Genomic DNA, 19,846 nt, shown 5'->3' with positions numbered 1-19,846 from the left:
ACTTATTATTTCAAAGAAATTTCTTGGAAATTGAAAATTATTAATAAATGACCTACTCGGTAAAAGAAAAAATTTTAGCCCTTAAAGGACCAATTTTTGTTTATGGTGCAAGTGGATTTATTGGAGCCAATCTATTCAACGAAATTTTTAAACTTAGAAATGACTGTTATGCCTTAACACACGGTGCACAGAAAGCTTGGCGTTTGAAGTTATTAAATGTACCAGCAGCAAATATCGTTCATTGTGATATTGTTTCTAATTATTCTATTCAAGAAGTATTTAATATCTATAAACCTAGAACAATATTCAATTTAGCTGCTTACGGGGCTTACTCTAAACAAAATAATGTAGGGCTTACCTACGAAACCAACGTAATTGGTACGGTTAATTTATTAGAAAATTTAACCTCCGATATGGTTTATATTCATGCGGGGAGTAGCTCGGAATATGGCTTTAATTGTACCGCACCCAAAGAAAGTGACGCTTTAGAACCCAACAGCCATTATTCTGTATCAAAAATTTCTGCGGCGTATGCTATTCAGTTTTATGCGAATGTTTTTCAGAAAAATGCTATCAATTTAAGGCTATACTCTATTTATGGAGATTGGGAAGAGCCCGATAGACTCGTGCCAAAATTGATTGAACAAATCAGGTTTGGAAAACTCCCTAATTTCGTTTCACCAGAAATTTCTAGAGACTTTGTTTATATCACAGACTGTTTGGAGGCTTTCCTAGACGGAGCCTTGAAAATGTCTGCTGATATCAGAGGCAAATCATATAATATTGCTAGTAGTATCAAAACAACTATTGGAGATTTAGTTGAAATCTCAAGAAAAGAGTTTGACATCCTTGAAGAGCCATCATGGGGAAGCATGGAAAAACGCCAGTGGGATTTAGCAGAGTGGTATGGCGACCCTACGGAAGCCGAAAATGATTTAGGCTGGACAGCCAAAACGCCTTTAAATGTTGGTTTACGTAAATACTTTGAATGGCAAGAGATTATCAAATACGAAGAAAGAGTATTACCAGCCTTTCAAAACCCGTATTTGAACCCTGTCATTACAGCAATTATCGCTTGTTATAGAGATGCGGAGGCTATCCCATTTATGTATGAGCGATTGGTGAAAACCTTTAATGAAATGAAGGTTCGCTATGAGATAATCTTTGTAAACGACTGTTCGCCTGATAATACTGAAGAAGTATTGGAGGGAATCTGTAATAAAGACCCTAATGTAATAGGTATTACGCATTCAAGAAACTTTGGTTCACAGGCTGCGTTTTTGTCGGGTATGGAAATATCAACAGGTGATGCTGTAGTACTAATGGATGGCGATTTGCAAGACCCTCCTGAGGTAATTCCGAATTTTTATGAAAAATGGACTAAAGGGTATGAAGTAACCTATGGTGTAAGGGTACAGCGTGAAATGCCAGATTGGTTACATTTCTTTTATAAGACCTTCTACAGAATCTTTAAAAATATGTCTTACATCAATATTCCAAATGATGCAGGCGATTTTTCAATGATTGACCGTAAAGTGGTAAAAGAATTGGTCAACTTGCCTGAAACCGAACAATTCCTAAGAGGTTTAAGGGCATGGGTAGGTTTCAAGCAAATAGGGGTCGATTATATTCGTCCTGAAAGAATGTTTGGTGTATCCACCAACAACTGGCGTAAGAATATCTGGTGGGCCAAAAAAGCGATTTTCTCTTTTAGTTTTGTGCCATTAGAAATCATGTCTTATGGAGGAGTAATCATGACTTTGCTATCTATCTTAGGGATTATTTGGCAGATATTAGCAAAATATATATTCTTTCCAGATACTCCCTCAGGTATTTCTACAGTGATTGTTTTAGTAATGTTTTTCGGAGGAATCAACCTGCTTGGCATAAGTTTTTTAGGAGAATACATTGCTAAGATTTTTGAAGAGACCAAGAAAAGACCAAAATTCATCAGAACTCGTGTGCGCAAAGGGGTAAAAAGGTACAATACTTCAGAAGAAATAAAGAGACTAGTAGAAGAACAAAGAAAATAATTAAGCAATTGAACAAATTGCTTTATCTATAATGAGAAGAGAATTTTCAGATGCCATAGAAAAGATAGCCCTCGAGGACGAGAAAGTGGTGTTTATTACAGGTGATTTGGGGTATAATGCTTTAGAAAACCTACAAAAAACGATGGGCAAACGTTTTATCAATGCTGGAGTAGCCGAACAAAATATGGTTGGTCTGGCAGCGGGAATGGCTTACAAAGGCTTCAAGGTTTTTTGTTATTCAATCGCTCCTTTTGTAGTATACCGTTGTTGGGAGCAATTTAGAAACGATGTTTGCTTGCATAATTTACCCGTATTTTTAGTAGGTAATGGTGGAGGATATGGCTACGGAATAATGGGAAGTAGCCACCATGCGATTGAAGATTTGGCAGGACTAAGTAGCTTGCAGAACGTAAAATGTTGGATTCCTGCATTTTCAGACGAAGTAGAGCCTTTTGTAAATCAGATTATTTCTGAAGGTCGCCCTGCTTATCTACGTTTAGGTGCTGGAAAACAGACGCCTTCACTTGAAAAAAACTTTGATTCAATAAAATTATTGACAAAGCCAAACAATGCTAAGGCTAGTATTGTTGCATTAGGACCAATAGTGGGGAATGTCATCAAGGTGTTGCAAAACGAGGACTTCAAAGATAAGTTTAACCTATTTACGGCCTATCAATTACCCTTAAAGATAGATACAGAAGCTTTTAACATCCTACAAGAAGCCAAAAATGTACTTGTGGTGGAAGAACACGTAAGTATTGGCGGATTAGCACAACAGCTTTCGATTCAGTTGTTAGAAAAAGGCATTTCATTGAACAAATTTATTAGCTTACGAGCAGAAGGATACCCTGATGGCATTTATGGAGACCAAGGTTTCCATCAGGCTCAATCTGGATTAGACGAAAAAAATATTGCTGAAAAGCTTAGATTACTATTAGCTTAATTGCATGATGCTTGAAGGTGAGTGGTCACTCACAAGTCAGAACTCTTACTTAATATGTCAGAAATAAAAAAAGAAACATATTTTTCTCAACTCGATGGTATTCGTTTTTTGGCAGTTATGTTGGTTTTGGTTGACCATTGGATGGCAGAAAGAAATCCCCTTCCTTTAGGGCATCTTGGTGTAACGATGTTTTTTGTGTTAAGTGGGTTTTTGATTACCAGAATTTTAATACAAAGTAAATTAAAAGACGACCGAACAGGACGAAGCCATTGGTTTTCTGTAAAACAATTTATCATTAGACGGAGCATCAGAATTTTCCCTATTTATTTTCTGTCAATCTTTGCTTTATATTATTTTAATATTCCCCCAGTTCGTGAAACGTTGGTTTGGTGCCTGACTTACAGCACCAATTTATATATTGCTATCAATCAACATTGGATGGGTACGATAGACCACCTGTGGTCGTTGGCAGTAGAAGAGCAGTATTATCTTGTGTTTCCTTATCTGATACTTTTTCTACCGACGCGTCATTACCTGAAATTATTGATAGTAATGATTGTTATCTCTATTGCCATTCGGTTATGGCTGTACTTCAATGGAACACCTTGGTTAGTGCAATATGTGCTGATGCCTACTGCCCTTGATTGTTTTGGTTTGGGAGGATTGATGGCATACTATTTTACGTTCAAAAAGAATGAAGTGTATGATAAATTAGCCAATACTAAGTTTATCGTACTTAGTTTTATTGCATATGCTATCTGTGTAGGATTAATCATCTTTCAACAAAAGGCAACAGGCGAGGTAGAGAATTTTGGGAAGTTAGTAGCAGAACGTTTTTTGGGAGCAACTTTCTGTTTTTTCCTGATTGCCAAAGCAATTGCTGAATATAAAGGCTTTTTGAAATGGTTTTTTGAACATCCTGTCATACAATACTTAGGACGTATAAGTTATGGTATTTATTTATACCACAACTTTGTTTACAACTTTTATCATACTCCTCAGACAAGTATTGTGTTGAGAGGGCTTCACAAAATTCAAAGAATTTTTCCATTGTTTACCCTCAATATAGGTTTTGAATTCCTATATTTTTTAGGAATAACAGTTTTTATTGCAACATTATCTTGGTTCATTATTGAGAAGCCCATTAACCATTTAAAGAAATATTTTACCTATTAAGTACAAAAAATCAAGTTGTTAACGATAAAGTATTGTACTAAAATCGGTTTTGTACCGATGTTTCGATATTTTTGTAGTTTGAACGCTAGCCCTAATTTTCAATCCTATGCTTTTTTTGCTTTTATAAATCAATTTATTAAATCTATTTTTACCGAAATACTGAATGAGTATCAAATTAGCCATCGTCATGCCTGCCTACAATGAACAAGATTGTATGGCTGAAGTAGTTAAAATCTGGTCGGATCTTTTAGATAGTGAATTTGCGTTAGAAGAAACTAGGCTTATCGTGGTAAATGACGGTTCAAAAGATAATACTGGTGCAATTTTAGATGGATTGCTACCACTATATCCTAAACTTATTGTTGTTCATCAAAAAAATGGAGGACATGGTAATGCAGTAGTGCATGCCTATCGCAAAGCTGTTGAATTAGAAGCCGAATATGTATTCCAAACTGATTCGGACGACCAATTCATTCCTCAAGATTTAAAATTACTTTGGGAAAAACGTCATCAATCTGCTTTTATCTTAGGGCATAGACAAGTAAGACACGACGACCCTTTCAGATTATTCATCACCCGTATCTTAAGATATAGTATGTTTGTAGTGTATGGTACTTTTATCATGGACTCTAATATTCCTTTTAGATTAATCAAGGGTGATTTCCTCAAGAAATTACTGTCTCAATTGCCTAATCCTGTCCCTTTTGCTCCGAATATTTTTCTGGCAATTATGGCAAAAAAGGCTGGACAAGAATTATTCAATATTCCGATAGTGCATAAAGAAAGAGCTACGGGTGAGGTATCCATCCGAAAAATGAAGCTGTTAAAAGTGTGCTGGCAATCATTCAATGAATTATTGAATTTCAGGCTTACTTTAAATAATAATATCAAAAACTTAAAATAGAACCAACAGGACAACGATGAAAGAATATGATTTTGTGATAGTTGGTGCTGGATTGTTTGGTGCTGTGTTTGCTCATGAAGCTAACAAAAGAGGTAAGAAATGTCTGGTAATAGATAAAAGGCCACATTTAGGAGGCAATATATATTGTGAAGAAATAGAAGGCATCAATGTTCATAAATATGGAGCCCATATTTTCCATACCAATGATAAAGCTATTTGGGACTATGTAAACTCGTTTGTTGAATTTAACAGATACACCAATTCTCCATTGGCCAATTTTGAAGGTGAATTATTTAATTTACCCTTCAATATGAATACTTTTTATCAATTATGGAAAGTAAAAACACCTGAGGAGGCACAGAATAAAATCAATGAACAGGTAAAGGCTTCGGGCATTACCGACCCACAGAATCTTGAAGAACAAGCAATCTCTCTGGTCGGAACCGATATTTATCATAAATTGATTAAAGGTTATACTGAAAAACAATGGGGAAGAAAGGCTACTGAACTTCCTGCATTTATCATTAAAAGATTGCCGCTTCGATTTACCTTTGATAATAATTATTTCAACGATAAATATCAGGGTATCCCGATTGGTGGGTATAATAAACTTACTGAAGGTTTATTGAAGGATATTGAGGTAAGAACATCAACCGATTATTTCGAAAATCAAGAAGCATTTAAAGAAATTGCAGATAAAATTGTTTTTACGGGTCATATCGACGAATATTATGGTTATTGTTTTGGTAAATTAGAGTACAGAAGCTTGCGTTTTGATAATGAGGTAGTTAATCAAGAAAATTATCAAGGTAATGCCGTTGTAAATTATACCGAAGCTCATATTCCTTACACAAGGGTTATTGAACACAAGCATTTTGAATTTGGTAAACAGCCCAAAACAGTTATTACCAAAGAATATCCATGTGAATGGACTTCGGGTATGGAGGCTTATTATCCAATTAATGATGATAAGAATACTGAGATGTTCAAACGTTATCGTACATTAGCTTCTGAAGAAAAAGATGTGATTTTTGGTGGTCGCTTGGCTGAATATAAATATTATGATATGCACCAAGTGGTGGCATCTGCATTAGTGAGAGTAAAAACAGTTTTTGGATAAATCTTTTTATCCATTAAAATGATAACATTATGAAAAATAAGGTAATACTTTTCCTTGCAATAGCCATTTTAGGAATTGGTAGTTATCTTTTTTTTCAAAAGAAAAATCCTTATTTAAGTACCCTAAAACGATTTGTTCCTGATAATACATTGCTATTATTAGAAACCAATGAACTTTCTGGCTATCCTGAGTCAATCGTTTTTGCTGAAATTCCTTTGCTTTCTCGGGTTGAAAACCAGTTTAGCTTATTGAAGAAAATGGGTCTTTCAACAGATGAAGTAAAAGACTTATTGAAAGGTAAAATGCTATATTTTGCCTTGTTGCCTGAAGTAAAAGCAGACTTGAATTATATTACTTATCTCCCTCTTACCCAAAATGATGCTGTTTTAGTCAATGAGATTTCCAAGCTTCAAGAAAATATCTCTGGTAGTAGAATCATTTATCATACCACCCGTGGCTATAGAATAGCAGAAGTAATAGATTCTACCACAAAATCAGTCCTGTCGTTTATCATCCAAAATGATATTTTGATTTTTAGTTCGTCAAGTATCTTGATTGAAGAATCTATCTTGCCCAGCGAAAATACTTGGATTAAAGAAATATCAAATGTGCTTAGCATTAATAATGATATAGCAACCACGGCAACGCATTTGAATAAGGATGCGATAAGTAAATTTATCAATAAAATATCTATCCATAGAGATAAAGGGGCAACACAGTTTACTAAATTGTTCTCCGATTATTTCTCTGGTTTTGAATCTGACAAATCTATTATTAGTGCAATAGGCAATAGCCCAAATGATAATTTTTTTGAGGGGCAAACTCCTAAAAAGATAGAGACCTTGAGCATGATTCCGACTACTTCATCATTTTTATTGCATATCCCGATAGACAATCAAACAAATTTTGAAGAAAACCTCAAAAAGTATTTTAGCGACCATAAAGAATTAAATACCTTAAGGAATACCGTAAAGGCAGCATTCAAAGTTAATTATAGTGATATTTATCAAAACTTGGAAAGCGGGATAGTGTTTACAGGCTTTGATGAAGGCGATGAAAAATTCAACGGGAAAGCATTAATCCTAAGAAATAATAAGCTGTTAGATATCTTAAAAAATACCTCAGTTGAAGTATCTAAAGAGAAAAATGCTAATGTAGTAAGTGTTGAATACGGTGGTTATTCCATAAAATCTTTAGGTATAAGGGAATTTCCAAGCATGCTTTTTGGGGAATATTTTGCAGGTTTTGAGGAATGCTATTTTACAGAATATAAAAACAATGTCATCCTGACTAATAGCTTATCGGCTATGCAAAGCTATTTACTTACTTTAAGCAAAGGCGATGTTTGGAGTAATTCATCCAAGAATCAGGCGCTTATTAAAAAGTGTAGACCTGCCAACTTGACGCTGATTACAGAGACTAATAAAGCATTGCTAGGCTTTAATAAGTCATTGGTAAATGCATGGTCTAGTAAATTTGCTGAGAATGAAAGCGTTTTAAATCGTATTCAAGTATGTATTTTTGAAATCAATCAGCAAAAAACATTGCTTCGTTTTTTTAAAAATTTGTCTTTATCACAGTCATCTAAAAAATATTCAAATAAATGGTTAAAACTATCAAGTATTAAGATAGACTCAGCAGCAAAACCATTTTATATAATCAATCCTTCCACTAAAAAACAAGAGGTATTTGTGCAGGATGATGATAATGAAATTCATTATATCAAAGGAGGCAAAACTGTTTGGTCATATCAGTTGGCTGGCAAATTAGTAGGGGAGATAAAAAATGTAAAAATATTGCCCACTGCCCAACAGCAGTTATTATTGGCTTGTCCTACAAAAATCTATCTACTTACTAAAAATGCAGAAGGTTTTGAGGTACATCCCATTACCAATAATACAGGCACTAGGGTGAGTGATTTTATTCTTTTTGATAAAGAAACAGATAGAAAGTTCAATACAACACTTTTTACTGCCAATGCAGCGTCTTTTAAAATAGATAAATCTTCGCTTAGTTTAAAGCTTCATTATAAACCTGTCAGCGGATTACAATATATTTTACCTATCTCTACGGTTATCCTAAGAGGCGTTGAATATGCTATTCTGTTAGATAAGAAGGGCAAACTTACGTTGCAAGACGCTGATGGAAATGTGCCTAATGGTTTTCCGCTTGCCTTAAACCGCACTTTTAATGGGCCAGCTATATTAGAAGGTTCTGGAGAGAAGATTTCAATAAAAGCCCTGAGCGAAAATGGAGAATTGTTTAGCGTAAATTTGTCTGGAAAAATTATTGAGAAAAAACAGTTGTTAAGACCTAGTATTGAGATTAAATTCTTTTTATGTGCCGACCAACGCAATGCCGATTGGGTAATTATGAAAACGGATGGAAAAGATGTAGTAGTGCTTGATAAAACAGAAAGTGAAATATTTACCATTAAAGAAGAAACTTATGGCGTAAAACGGTTGAAATATTATAATCTAGGCATTGGAGGAAAATACTTTGCTTTGACTAACAGTTATACAAGCTATCGTTTTTTTGATGAAAATGGGAGTTACGTAGGAGGAATGCCGCTGGTTTCTACGTCTTATCCAGTACTTACTTATTCAGAATCGTATCAAAAATTAATCATTGATATCACAACGCCTACTGCTTTTGAAAATTGGTCGGTGAAACTTCGTTAATATGCTTTTTAATTCTATTCATTTTTTAATTTTCTTTATCATCGTTACGCTTGGCTACTGGTCTTTGGGTTGGAATGGGCGTTGGAGATTACTGCTTTTTGCAAGTTGTTATTTCTACATGGTTTTTCAACCTATCTATATTTTAATCCTGTTTTTTACCATCATTATTGATTATTTCGCTGGGATTTATATAGAACAATCAAAGGGACATAGTAGGAAAATCCTCCTGATTGTCAGTTTGATTTCCAACATTGGCATCTTGGCCATTTTTAAATATTACAACTTTTTTAATACCAATATTACCCATCTCTTACATTTTATTCATGTAAGAAACCCCGCACCTTACCTCAAAATTCTGTTACCCATTGGGCTATCTTTCCATACCTTTCAGGCAATGAGCTATACCATAGAAGTGTATAGAGGCAACCAGAAAGCAGAAAGACATTTTGGGATTTATGCCCTCTATGTAATGTTTTATCCGCAATTGGTAGCCGGCCCCATCGAAAGACCCCAGAATGTGATTCATCAATTTTATGAAAAGCATCAGTATAATTGGGAGAAAGTAAAAAGTGGACTCATGATGATGGCTTGGGGGTTGTTTAAAAAAGTGGTAATTGCCGACCGACTAGCTATGGTGGTCGATGCTGCGTATGACAATCCTGTGGAGAAAAATGGGCTATCGCTTTTGGTCGCTACTTTCTTTTATACCTTTCAGATTTATTGCGATTTCTCTGGTTATTCTGAAATTGCTTTGGGTTCTGCTAGAGTAATGGGCTTTGAATTGATGGAAAACTTTAAAAGTCCCTATTTTTCAAAATCTATTTCAGAATTTTGGCGTAGATGGCATATTTCTCTTTCTACGTGGTTTCGTGATTATCTGTATATTCCTTTGGGTGGAAACCGAGTAGCGGAATGGCGAAAATATTTCAATCAATTTGTGGTTTTTATGGTGAGTGGTTTGTGGCACGGTGCTCAGTGGACATTTGTCATTTGGGGTTCTCTACACGGACTATACTTGGTGATAGCTGCTTTTAGAAATAAATATTTCCCTAAATTAACTTTGCCCCAAAATACGTTAGGGAAAGGCATCAACTTGATTACAACCTTTATATTAGTGATGTTGGCATGGGTTTTCTTTAGAGCAAAAAATATGACGGATGCCTTGTTGATTCTAAAGAGAATATCTTTTTCTTCGCCAAATGATTTATTACAAACGCCCTTAAATAACGTCGAAATGCTATTTTCGTTGGGGTTGATTATATTATTACTTTGGAAAGAATTGAGGTATTTTTATATCAATACACAAAGCAATATAAAGTTTTATAGTTTGGTATCAGTCTTGATGATTTTGGTGTATTACTTTGGAGTGTTCAATACCAATAATTTTATCTATTTTCAATTTTAGAGTAGCTGTCGGCTATTAGTCATCGGCTTTCGGTTTTTTTAGCTATCGGACTTTGGCTTTCAGAAGTCAGCTTTTATTAATCCGATAACTTTAAGAGGGCTTTCAGATTTCGGCAGTCGGCTTTCGGTTTTTTTAGCTATCGGACTTTGGCTTTCAGAAGTCAGCTTTTATTAATCCGATAACTGAACGCTGACGACCGACATCCGAAACCCAAAAGCTGAAATCCGATATCCGATTACCGAAAGCTGACATCCGACATCCGAAAGCTTCATTACTATGTTAAAAAGTATTTTAAAATATTCAGTACTCATTTTGTCCATATTTTTGTGGCTACAAGCTTACTTTCCAGCTATTTACATGAGTACCAAACTGTTTCCAGACGATTATCGGTTTGGTGATTTGTACCGCCTTTCATATTTGCCTGAGTTTAAAGAAAAAGCAGAAAATTGTCATGAAAATACACAAGCTTTAAACAACGATACTTCCAACGTACATTTGTATATTATTGGAGATAGCTTTTCAGAGGAAGCGAGAGTCAATAAAACAGATTTTAATGTTGGTAAATACACCTACATCCATTGGGCAAAAAATACCTATATTCATTTAGATAGCACTAAAAGGAATATTTTGATTTTGGAATCAGTAGAAAGGTCAGCCAAAGAACATCTCTCAAAAGATGTAGATAATTTCAGTTGTGAAACACCTGTAGGAAATGTTGAAGAACCACACTTAAGTTTTCGTCAAAAAGTAATTAGTGGCTGGGAAAAAGTATCCGCTGTAATATTTCCTCCCGGTACAGAAGAACGTCTAGAACATACCTTGTTTAATTATGATATATTTCTGTGGTTCAGAGAATTGAAAGCTAAAATGACGTTGATTTTCTTTGATAGGATAGAACCTAAAGTGATATTATCGTCAGATAAACAGCATTTATTTTACATGGAGGAGGCCGATAGTACCCACGGACGTTCTGCGTTTTTCCCTGTTACAGATGCCTTGATTGATACCTTTGTAACCCATGCTAACAATAGTAAAGAAAAATATTTGAAGGCAGGCTTTGATGAAGTGTATCTATCCATTATTCCCAACAAAGTAAGTGTTCAATCACCCGAATTAGGAAAATACAATCATTTAATAGAGCGTATTCAAAGCAATCCAGCTTTGAGCGTACCTGTTATCGATACTTATGGGATTTTTAGAAAATCACCTGAAAAGTATTATCTGAAAAGTGATACGCATTGGAACTGTACGGGCAGAAATGTTTGGTTAGGCATTATCAACAAACAGATTATAGGAAAAGGCAAAAAATAAAGAGCCAGCTTTCGCTGACCCTCATCTAGCGGGATAATTAAAAGTGGTATTGCTCAATTACAATAAAGTAATAAAGCTTTTAATAACAGCACCCAAACGAACGGCATCAAATATACGCTGCTCTGTAGCACCGTGAGATTTTACTGACGCTTCGTGCGAAGTAACACACATTTCACAACCATTGATGGCTGAAATAACTAAGCTTAATAATTCAAAGAATTCTTTACCAAGGACAGGGTTCATCATGATTGACATTCTGACACCTGCTGGGATGTTATTGTAAGTTTCTTTATCCATAAAATGGCGGAAACGATACAATACGTTATTAGCATTCATTAAAGATACGCAAGCGGCAACCTCTAAAAGCTCTTTTTCTTCTGCTCCTTTGCTTTTTGCAAGCTCTTCCAAAGCAGTAACCAAAGTGCCTGATTTTTCGTTGATAGCTACTGATAACGCTAACAAAACGGCTTCTTTCTCTTTCAAAGTCTGTGCTTTCAAAGCGTTAGAAACATTGATTTTAAGGTCTTTGATGTAACGGTGGTCGGCTGAATTTAAGCGATCAAGGAAAAGGCTTTCAAATGTTGAAGGAAGGTTTACTTCTGCCAACAAATTATTTTTAGTTTCACTAACTGTTCCGAACATGATTTTAATTTGAAGAGTTGAAAATTAAGAGGCTTTAAATAAATAAAGCCTCTTAATTAGGAAATTAAACTGATAAAGTTTCTTCGCCTTGTTTCCAGTTACAAGGACAAAGTTCGTCTGTTTGAAGTGCATCTAAAACTCTTAATACTTCGTCAACGTTACGGCCAACTGATAAATCGTTAGCACATACCCAACGGATAATTCCTTGTGGGTCAACGATATAAGTAACACGGTAAGCGATTTTTTCGTTTGCTTCTAAAATACCTAATTCTTCAGCTAAAGATTTAGAAGTATCAGCTAACATAGGGAATTTTAATCCACGAAGATCGTCATGATTGTTTCTCCAAGCTAAGTGAACGAATTCTGAATCTGTAGAAGCACCGATTAATATAGCATCACGATCAGAGAAATCGTCATATTTTGCATTGAAAGCAGCAATTTCAGTAGGACAAACAAAAGTGAAATCTTTTGGCCACCAGAACATCACTAACCACTTGTCAGCATTCTTGTGATCTTCTGAAGTGATATCGTAAAATTCTTTTCCTTTTTCAAGAGAAACTACTGCTGTTTTTTGGAATTTTGGGAATGTTGAGCCTAATGATAACATGATTTTTTTGTTTTCTGTTTAAATAAAATATTGAAATTGTACAATTTTTAGTTCTTTTAGAAAGAAATTAAGTATTACTGCATTTAAAAAGTAATATTTCTTTTTCTTTTACAAAGTTGCTCACTAATCTCTTTGTAAACAAATTGATAATATTGATATTTACATAGATATTCCTTATAACTTCTTTTAATAACATGACTATTACACAATTAGAATATGTAATTGCCGTTGAGAATCATAGAAATTTTGTGCAAGCTGCTGATAGTTGTTTTGTAACTCAACCAACTTTGAGCATGCAAATTCAAAAATTGGAGGACGAATTGGGTGTGAAAATATTTGATAGGAGTCGCCAACCAGTAGTAACTACCCAAATTGGATTAGAAATTATTCAGCAGGCTCGTATTACTATTGCTGAATTTTATAAAATCAAAGATGCCGTAAATTCTGGAAAGCATGACGTAACGGGCGAAGTCCGTTTAGGTGTTATTCCTACCATTGCTCCCTATCTATTACCTCTTTTTCTAGCTAATTTTCTTGAAAAATATCCGAATGTTGAATTAAAGATTAAAGAACTTACTACCGACAGAATTGTACATGGCTTAAAGAATGATGATTTTGATTTGGGTTTAATCGCTACGCCTCTCCAACAGCCCAATATTGTAGAATATCCTATCTTTTATGAAGAGTTGGTTTTATATGTATCTAAGGAAAATGCGATTTATCAGAAAAAATATGCACTTTCGGAAGATATTAACCCTAAGGAATTATGGCTTTTGGAAGAAGGACACTGTTTGCGTTCGCAAATTGAGAATTTGTGTGAATTAAAGCGTAAATCTATCGGCAGAAATCAATTTGAATATCAGGCTGGAAGCTTGGAGACGCTTCGCAAGATGGTGGAAAGAAATCAAGGTATCACTATCTTACCTGAACTGGCAACCATGGATTTTGATGATGAAAGATTAAAATTAATACGTCATTTTAAATCACCCGCACCTGTCAGAGAAGTAAGTTTGGTAGCGCACAAAAATTTTGCAAAATTAGGCATCCTAAAAGCCCTAAAAGAATGTATCTTAGCAGCACTCCCAAAAGAATTGACTGTGGAAAAGAAAAGGAATATCGTGGAGGTAGGTTAGAATTCTTAGATATTAGATAAAAGACAATAGACATAAGTAGAATATTTAATCTTTCTTCTCAATATTTAAGAATCTTTTATATTACATTCAAAACCTGATACTGTATTTAGCATCTAATGTCTAATATCTTGTATCTTACTACTAAATCAATCAACAAACAACAATGAAATTCATTATTACCTTATGCTTATGCACCCTAAGCTTTTTAGGATTTTCGCAGTTATTTCAACCTAAAAAAGCATATACTCGACAAGACTCGCTCAGAGGAAGCATTACCCCCGAAAGAGCTTGGTGGAATCTTCAATATTATCACCTCAGTGTAAAAGTTCAGCCCAACGATAGTACTATTTCTGGGAATAATCTGATTACCTATAAAGTATTAAAGCCCGCGCAGGTAATACAGATTGATTTACAAAATCCGATGCAAATCACAAAGGTAGTTCAAGATGGACAATCATTAAAATATAAAAGAGAAGGGAATGCTTTCTTTGTTGAATTACAAAAAAAGCAAGTGACAGGCAAAACAGAATCTATCACAGTATTTTATGAAGGTAAGCCAAGAGTTGCTCGTCGTCCACCTTGGGATGGAGGGTTTTCTTGGAAGAAAGATTCAGAGGGCAAATGGTTTATTACCACATCGTGCCAAGGTTTAGGCGCTAGCGTTTGGTGGCCATGCAAAGACCACATGTATGATGAAGCCGATAGTATGCTGATTTCTATTACTGTGCCTAAAGGCTTACAGGATATTTCAAACGGACGATTATTGAAAGTAGTAGATAATCCTGACGAAACGAGTACTTTCGATTGGTTTGTTGCTAATCCAATCAATAACTATGGCGTAAATATTAACATCGGGAATTACGTACATTTCTCAGAAAAGTATAAAGGACTAAAAGGCGATTTGGATTGCAACTATTATGTGTTGCCAGAAGACTTTGAAAAAGCCAAAGTTCAATTCAAACAAGTGCCTATGATGCTCAAAGCCTTTGAACATTGGTTTGGACCATATCCATTTTATGAAGACGGTTATAAATTAGTACAAGTATCCTATTTAGGCATGGAGCACCAAAGTTCTGTTACCTACGGTAATCATTTCACTAATGGCTATTTAGGGAGAGATTTATCAGGAACAGGCTGGGGGCTGAAATGGGATTTTATTATTATTCATGAGTCAGGACATGAATGGTTTGCTAACAATATTACGGATAAAGACATTGCTGATATGTGGATTCATGAAAGCTTTACGAATTATTCAGAAAACCTTTTTACTGAATATTATTACGGCAAAGAAGCAGGAGCGACTTATGTGAAGGGATGTAGAAAACTAATTGGCAACAAAGAACCCATTATTGGTGATTATGAAGTAAATCAGGGAGGTTCTGGAGATATGTATTACAAAGGAGGAAATATGTTACATACAATCCGTCAGGTTATTGATAATGATGAAAAATGGAGACAAATTTTGGTAGGGCTGAACAAAGATTTTTATCACCAGACAGTAGATACCAAGCAAATAGAGAGCTACATTACCAAAAAATCAGGGATTAATTTAAGTAAAGTTTTTGATCAATACCTTAGAAATACCGAAATTCCGACTTTGGAATATAAAGTAGAAAAGGGAGTGGTATCCTATCGCTGGACTACCTGTATTGATGGTTTTAATATGCCCATAAAAATAGAAAATGCTAGAGGTAAGTATCAGTTTATCCAACCCACTACAGTGTGGAAAAGCATGAAAGGAATTAAAGACATAAAAATTGATGATAACTTTTATGTGTATTTGAAGAAGGTATAAACGTAAAACTCTATTCATCATCCTTCAAACTAAGCCTCCGTCTTCCTAATATAACGAAGCAAGCAAGCTTTCATCCTTATCACTAGCGAGGGACTTAAGTCCCTCGCTAGTGATAAGATTATCAAATACTTATGGATATGTATCGGTAATCAATAGGACTTTAGTCACCAGCTAATAGAAATGTTTGAAATGTCAATACCTCATCTCAATTAAAATCTATTCTTTAATTCTTCTAATAAACATCCTTTTCAACGAATCCGTAAATCTTTTATCGGTAGGATATTTTCTATCAGGGGTAATATTATTAAAAATAATAGCCACTAGAAAGAGAATAAGACAACCCGTAAACACAGGAGATAACACATAAAAATAGCCTAAACTTTTAATCTTATCAGACCCAATCACTGCTAATAATGCCGTTGCTCCGCCCGGAGGATGAAGCGTTTTGGTGATTTGCATCATCACGATGGCACTAGAAACAGCCAAAGGTGCTGTTAGCCAAAGAATATTAGGAAGCAGTTGATAAATAGTTACCCCGATAATCGCTGAAATCAAATGTCCACCAATAAGATTACGTGGCTGTGCTAGGGGACTTTGGATAGCACCAAAAATCAACACACTCGATGCTCCGAATGAACCTATCAAAAAAATGTTGTCATCTGAAGTAAGTTGAAAGGTTTGTAAAAATGAAATGAGTCCAATCCCAATAAAAGCACCAATAAATGACCAGAAATTTTCCTTGTAATCGACTAACGTTTCTTTGTAGATAATGTACCTTGAAATTCTTAAATTTCGTTTTAATTTTTGTCTAACCATTCGTCCATTCTTAATTCTTAGCCTAAGATAGCTTGATAGTTGTGAATTGTTTTGTGGGTTTTGTTTCTTGTTTATGAATCAAAATTAGTACATAAAAATGATTTTATAATTAATTTTGTAGGTATTAATACTTATAAAACTCTAAATATTAGACAAGGCCTTTCATTAATAGGTTCAATTTCTAAGAATTAAATGCTAGTATTCCTTCTTATTTCTCAAAGCAGCTTTCGCTAAATTTTCTTTTACCTTAAACTGTATAATTGCTGTAACTAACTCATTGGGTATTTCCTCGTTGAAACGAAAATGAATGGTTCCTTTAGCAGTCTCGTAGTCATCCAATGCTGTTTTAAAAGCTTCGATAGCAGAAGCACCAGGATAAAAACCTATATGGTTTTTATAAGCAGCAAAATGGGCTAATTTCCCATGAAGTTTAAAAGTAGGAATATCATAACTGATTCCTTCTTCAGCATTAGGTGCAGCTTCGGCTATTATTATCCTAAGGGTTTGTAGCTGTTCTTGTATCTTCAAAGGGAAACCAGCGATGTAATCATCAATGGTATTGATTTTAATGGTCGAGTTTTTCATAGATTGTTCTGATTACTGGTTTTTATCTAACATATTAATTTTCAAGAAAATTTAACATAAAAAAAGCCTTTATCCATCACGGATAAAGGCTTTTTTATGAATGAATTGAAGAAAATTAATTTCCCACAATGAATACAGCATTTCCAAACAATAATTTACCATTTTGCCAGAAACCTCTGAAAATAGGGTCGTTAGCTAAGTAAACAATTTGTCCACGACCAAAATCTTGTGTCCCGAAAATCATTGAGTTTTTAAGCTTTTCTTGTGCTTTTACACCTACATAGCCAGCTATTAAATCTTTGGTTTTAGTGACACCCACGTTCCAACCATCCGTTAAATATTGGAAATCAGTTGTTTCTAATACCAAGCTATAATAGTTTTTATCGTACCCAAAAGCCAATGGATTGGTATTGTCCATCGAAAGTTTGTAAATACTTCCTGGTGTTTCTTCTGAAACTGATTCTCTTTCAGCATTGCCAAAAACCTTTAATTTTACCGCTTCATTTTCCTTGTCTTTTTCCTTTTTCTTATCCTCTTCCTTGTGTTTCAAATCAAAGCCATCTTTGCCAGCCAAAGCATTCAACGCGCCTTGTATCGCAATTAATTTACCACCAGCACGTACCCAGTCTTTTACTTTACTTAAGTTTTTATCATCTAAAATTTTGTTGTATCGGCCATCTGCCAAAATCAACACATCATATTTAGATAAATCAACGGTTCCCATCGTATTTTCACCAATAATCGTAGCAGGGTATTCAAGTTGTTTATCAAAGAAATGCCACGTACCACCAAAACCAGTAGCAGAAACACCCTCACCTGAAACAATAGCCACTCTTGGTGGTGCTAAATATGATACATTGTCTGAGCCAAAATCTGACCCTTTAGTAGACATACCTGTAGACACCGAATAAAGATTTACTTGAAACTTGTCAGCTTCTGTTCTTACAATTTTATCGAAAGAATCGCCTAAGCGTTCGTTTCCTGTACGAGTAATGACCAAAGTACCTTCGTTATACGTTTGGTTTTCAATTTCAAACGGCTTGGCTGCTGAACGAACTTTGATACCTTTTTTCAATAAAGAAGCCAATAATTTCAACTCACTGAATGCTTGCCATTTTACAATATAAGCATACGGTTTTTCTATTTTTGACGTAGCAGGTACAAACTGAGGCTTTGGTGCTGGCGTAATTTTATCTTTTACAGCAAAAGCACTTAAACCATAAGCATATGGCAATGACCATGACGTAATGTCGTAAGTTACCGAATCTTCAACCATTGTTTTTGGTTCTAACAAAATCTTTAAGAACGTAGAACGAGGTTGGAATAAATTAATCACAATATCATCAGGGTCGATAGCGAAACCTACATTTTTATCATCCTGATAGCTATAACCTGCCGCCACTAACGATTTTCCCGCAATACCATATTGGAAGTTCTCACGGTCTAGATAATTCAAAAATTCACGTGTTCTGCTCTCATTTCCTTTTGTTTTAAATACAAATGATTTGTATTGACCTACTGGCGTTTTTTGAGCATTATCGAAGAACTTGATAAATTCAGTAACCGTTTTGTCTGCATTGGCTGAAATGGCTTCTAAACAAGAAAACGAAGTACTTAAGTGGTGGTCGATTCTTTGTTTTAAAGTAAGCGTATCGCCATCTCTTTTAGTAACGCCTAGACCGCCTCTACCGCCTCCGCCTTGTTCGTAAGTCATACCAAAGGCACCGTTATAAGTTGGGTAAGTATCACCATAAGAAGGATATAGTAAGTCAAAACGTTCTTTTGAGAAATACAACCAGCCATTTTTATCAAAATCACGTTTGTTATAATCTCCCAAAATCTTCTGGAATTCTCTTTGCCAGCTAGTAATATCTTCGTGATATGGTTTGGCAGAAGGAGAAAAGTAATAAGGGTTTTCTACACCTTGCTCATGAAAATCAGCATGAAGGTGTGGCATCCATTGGCGGTACACTGCCATTCTTTCTTGTGATTCTTTTTGTGTTTGCCAAGCCCAGTCACGGTTCAAATCGAATAAATAGTGATTGAAACGTCCACCTGGCCAAGGTTCAGCATGTTCAATCGCTGCAGGATTTGGATTATACACCGCACCTACTTTTTGATTATAGAAATTTACGTAACGGTCGTATCCATCAGGGTTAATACTAGGGTCTAGGATAACCACAGTATTGGCCAAAATAGCTTTTGAACGCTCGTTACTAGGGTTCATCAATTCGTATAAGGTAAATGGAGCAGTACTTGTTCCGCATGATTCATTACCATGTACGTTAAAACTCAACCAAGCGATAGCAGGTTGTTTTTTAGTAGGCTTTCCTTCCAACAAACCAATTGACTTTAAGTTATTGGTTCTGATTTCCTCTAACTGTGCAAAATTTTCAGCAGATGCTAAAATGGCCATCATCAATGGGCGACCTTCGTTGGTTGAACCATACTGAATCAATTTAACCTGATTTGGATTTTGGCGAGCTACATATTCGTAATAACTCACTACCTGATGATGTCTTAGAAAGCGTTCGCCTTTTTTAAAGTTCAGAAACTCTTCGGGAGATTGGAGCTTGCTTTGTGCTGATGCACAGATACTTAATAGTAAAAATGCGTAAAGTAATAGATTTTTGGGCATGATTTTGAGTTTTGATGAATAGATTCAAACCAAAAATAGAAATAAAAAACTTCCTAA

15 protein-coding genes are annotated in these 19,846 nt (G+C 35.0%); 10 read left to right on the top strand and 5 right to left on the bottom strand.

What is annotated here, in order from left to right; translation table 11 throughout:
• The first annotated feature begins 47 nt into the window (after positions 1 to 47).
• From AC1RNE_RS03205 to AC1RNE_RS03170, 8 genes are all read left to right on the top strand, one after another.
• Complete coding sequence (locus tag AC1RNE_RS03205; RefSeq protein ID WP_492799598.1) at positions 48 to 2,033, top strand: NAD-dependent epimerase/dehydratase family protein; 1,986 nt, start codon at positions 48 to 50, stop codon at positions 2,031 to 2,033.
• A 31-nt stretch (positions 2,034 to 2,064) separates the two neighbouring features.
• Positions 2,065 to 2,976 carry a transketolase family protein gene (locus AC1RNE_RS03200; protein ID WP_492799597.1) on the top strand — a complete coding sequence of 304 codons (912 nt, stop codon included), beginning with the start codon at positions 2,065 to 2,067 and terminating at the stop codon, positions 2,974 to 2,976.
• Positions 2,977 to 3,030: 54 nt separating this feature from the next.
• Positions 3,031 to 4,152 (top strand): acyltransferase family protein, encoded by a 1,122-nt coding sequence (locus AC1RNE_RS03195; protein WP_492799596.1) that lies wholly within the window; start codon positions 3,031 to 3,033, stop codon positions 4,150 to 4,152.
• 163 nt (positions 4,153 to 4,315) lie between these two features.
• Complete coding sequence (locus AC1RNE_RS03190; protein WP_492799595.1) at positions 4,316 to 5,056, top strand: glycosyltransferase family 2 protein; 741 nt, start codon at positions 4,316 to 4,318, stop codon at positions 5,054 to 5,056.
• 16 nt (positions 5,057 to 5,072) lie between these two features.
• Positions 5,073 to 6,176 (top strand): UDP-galactopyranose mutase, encoded by a 1,104-nt coding sequence (gene glf, locus AC1RNE_RS03185; RefSeq protein WP_492799594.1) that lies wholly within the window; start codon positions 5,073 to 5,075, stop codon positions 6,174 to 6,176.
• Positions 6,177 to 6,205: 29 nt separating this feature from the next.
• Complete coding sequence (locus tag AC1RNE_RS03180) at positions 6,206 to 8,857, top strand: hypothetical protein (RefSeq protein ID WP_492799593.1); 2,652 nt, start codon at positions 6,206 to 6,208, stop codon at positions 8,855 to 8,857.
• A gap of 1 nt (position 8,858) precedes the next feature.
• On the top strand, positions 8,859 to 10,262 hold the full coding sequence (locus tag AC1RNE_RS03175) for an MBOAT family O-acyltransferase (RefSeq protein WP_492799592.1): 1,404 nt from the start codon (positions 8,859 to 8,861) through the stop codon (positions 10,260 to 10,262).
• 357 nt (positions 10,263 to 10,619) lie between these two features.
• Positions 10,620 to 11,573 (top strand): hypothetical protein, encoded by a 954-nt coding sequence (locus AC1RNE_RS03170; RefSeq protein WP_492799591.1) that lies wholly within the window; start codon positions 10,620 to 10,622, stop codon positions 11,571 to 11,573.
• A 57-nt stretch (positions 11,574 to 11,630) separates the two neighbouring features.
• On the opposite strand, the gene AC1RNE_RS03165 is transcribed toward AC1RNE_RS03170, so the two are convergent.
• A complete protein-coding gene (locus AC1RNE_RS03165) occupies positions 11,631 to 12,215 on the bottom strand; it encodes a carboxymuconolactone decarboxylase family protein (RefSeq protein ID WP_492799590.1) in 585 nt (194 codons plus the stop codon).
• Between the two features lie 64 nt (positions 12,216 to 12,279).
• Positions 12,280 to 12,822, bottom strand: coding sequence for a peroxiredoxin (locus AC1RNE_RS03160; RefSeq protein WP_309922808.1), 543 nt, complete (start codon positions 12,820 to 12,822; stop codon positions 12,280 to 12,282).
• Positions 12,823 to 13,016: 194 nt separating this feature from the next.
• Between AC1RNE_RS03160 and AC1RNE_RS03155 the strand changes: the two genes are divergently transcribed.
• Together AC1RNE_RS03155 and AC1RNE_RS03150 are read left to right on the top strand one after the other, a co-directional pair.
• The gene (locus AC1RNE_RS03155; protein WP_492799589.1) at positions 13,017 to 13,955 is read left to right on the top strand and encodes a hydrogen peroxide-inducible genes activator; all 939 of its coding nucleotides are present in this window, start codon (positions 13,017 to 13,019) and stop codon (positions 13,953 to 13,955) included.
• A 163-nt stretch (positions 13,956 to 14,118) separates the two neighbouring features.
• Positions 14,119 to 15,750, top strand: coding sequence for a M1 family metallopeptidase (locus AC1RNE_RS03150; protein ID WP_492799588.1), 1,632 nt, complete (start codon positions 14,119 to 14,121; stop codon positions 15,748 to 15,750).
• 216 nt (positions 15,751 to 15,966) lie between these two features.
• Here the strand turns inward: AC1RNE_RS03150 and AC1RNE_RS03145 are convergent, their stop codons facing one another.
• From AC1RNE_RS03145 to AC1RNE_RS03135, 3 genes are all read right to left on the bottom strand, one after another.
• A complete protein-coding gene (locus tag AC1RNE_RS03145; protein ID WP_492799587.1) occupies positions 15,967 to 16,566 on the bottom strand; it encodes an HPP family protein in 600 nt (199 codons plus the stop codon).
• Between the two features lie 195 nt (positions 16,567 to 16,761).
• On the bottom strand, positions 16,762 to 17,151 hold the full coding sequence (locus AC1RNE_RS03140; RefSeq protein WP_492799586.1) for an iron chaperone: 390 nt from the start codon (positions 17,149 to 17,151) through the stop codon (positions 16,762 to 16,764).
• A 115-nt stretch (positions 17,152 to 17,266) separates the two neighbouring features.
• Complete coding sequence (locus tag AC1RNE_RS03135; protein WP_492799585.1) at positions 17,267 to 19,789, bottom strand: M14 family metallopeptidase; 2,523 nt, start codon at positions 19,787 to 19,789, stop codon at positions 17,267 to 17,269.
• Positions 19,790 to 19,846: the final 57 nt, after the last annotated feature.

This window comes from Arcicella sp. GW822-FHT02H01 (assembly GCF_058802005.1).
Note: the sequence above shows the minus strand (reverse complement) of the source record. Positions and strands in the feature narration are given on the sequence as shown.

Excerpts from the sequence above, each read along its gene's own strand:
- AC1RNE_RS03205 (WP_492799598.1), top strand. The coding sequence starts at position 48 with ATGACCTACTCGGTAAAAGAAAAAATTTTAGCCCTTAAAGGACCAATT.
- AC1RNE_RS03200 (WP_492799597.1), top strand. The coding sequence starts at position 2,065 with ATGAGAAGAGAATTTTCAGATGCCATAGAAAAGATAGCCCTCGAGGAC.
- AC1RNE_RS03195 (WP_492799596.1), top strand. The coding sequence starts at position 3,031 with ATGTCAGAAATAAAAAAAGAAACATATTTTTCTCAACTCGATGGTATT.
- AC1RNE_RS03190 (WP_492799595.1), top strand. The coding sequence starts at position 4,316 with ATGAGTATCAAATTAGCCATCGTCATGCCTGCCTACAATGAACAAGAT.
- glf (WP_492799594.1), top strand. The coding sequence starts at position 5,073 with ATGAAAGAATATGATTTTGTGATAGTTGGTGCTGGATTGTTTGGTGCT.
- AC1RNE_RS03180 (WP_492799593.1), top strand. The coding sequence starts at position 6,206 with ATGAAAAATAAGGTAATACTTTTCCTTGCAATAGCCATTTTAGGAATT.
- AC1RNE_RS03175 (WP_492799592.1), top strand. The coding sequence starts at position 8,859 with ATGCTTTTTAATTCTATTCATTTTTTAATTTTCTTTATCATCGTTACG.
- AC1RNE_RS03170 (WP_492799591.1), top strand. The coding sequence starts at position 10,620 with ATGAGTACCAAACTGTTTCCAGACGATTATCGGTTTGGTGATTTGTAC.
- AC1RNE_RS03165 (WP_492799590.1), bottom strand. The coding sequence starts at position 12,215 with ATGTTCGGAACAGTTAGTGAAACTAAAAATAATTTGTTGGCAGAAGTA.
- AC1RNE_RS03160 (WP_309922808.1), bottom strand. The coding sequence starts at position 12,822 with ATGTTATCATTAGGCTCAACATTCCCAAAATTCCAAAAAACAGCAGTA.
- AC1RNE_RS03155 (WP_492799589.1), top strand. The coding sequence starts at position 13,017 with ATGACTATTACACAATTAGAATATGTAATTGCCGTTGAGAATCATAGA.
- AC1RNE_RS03150 (WP_492799588.1), top strand. The coding sequence starts at position 14,119 with ATGAAATTCATTATTACCTTATGCTTATGCACCCTAAGCTTTTTAGGA.
- AC1RNE_RS03145 (WP_492799587.1), bottom strand. The coding sequence starts at position 16,566 with ATGGTTAGACAAAAATTAAAACGAAATTTAAGAATTTCAAGGTACATT.
- AC1RNE_RS03140 (WP_492799586.1), bottom strand. The coding sequence starts at position 17,151 with ATGAAAAACTCGACCATTAAAATCAATACCATTGATGATTACATCGCT.
- AC1RNE_RS03135 (WP_492799585.1), bottom strand. The coding sequence starts at position 19,789 with ATGCCCAAAAATCTATTACTTTACGCATTTTTACTATTAAGTATCTGT.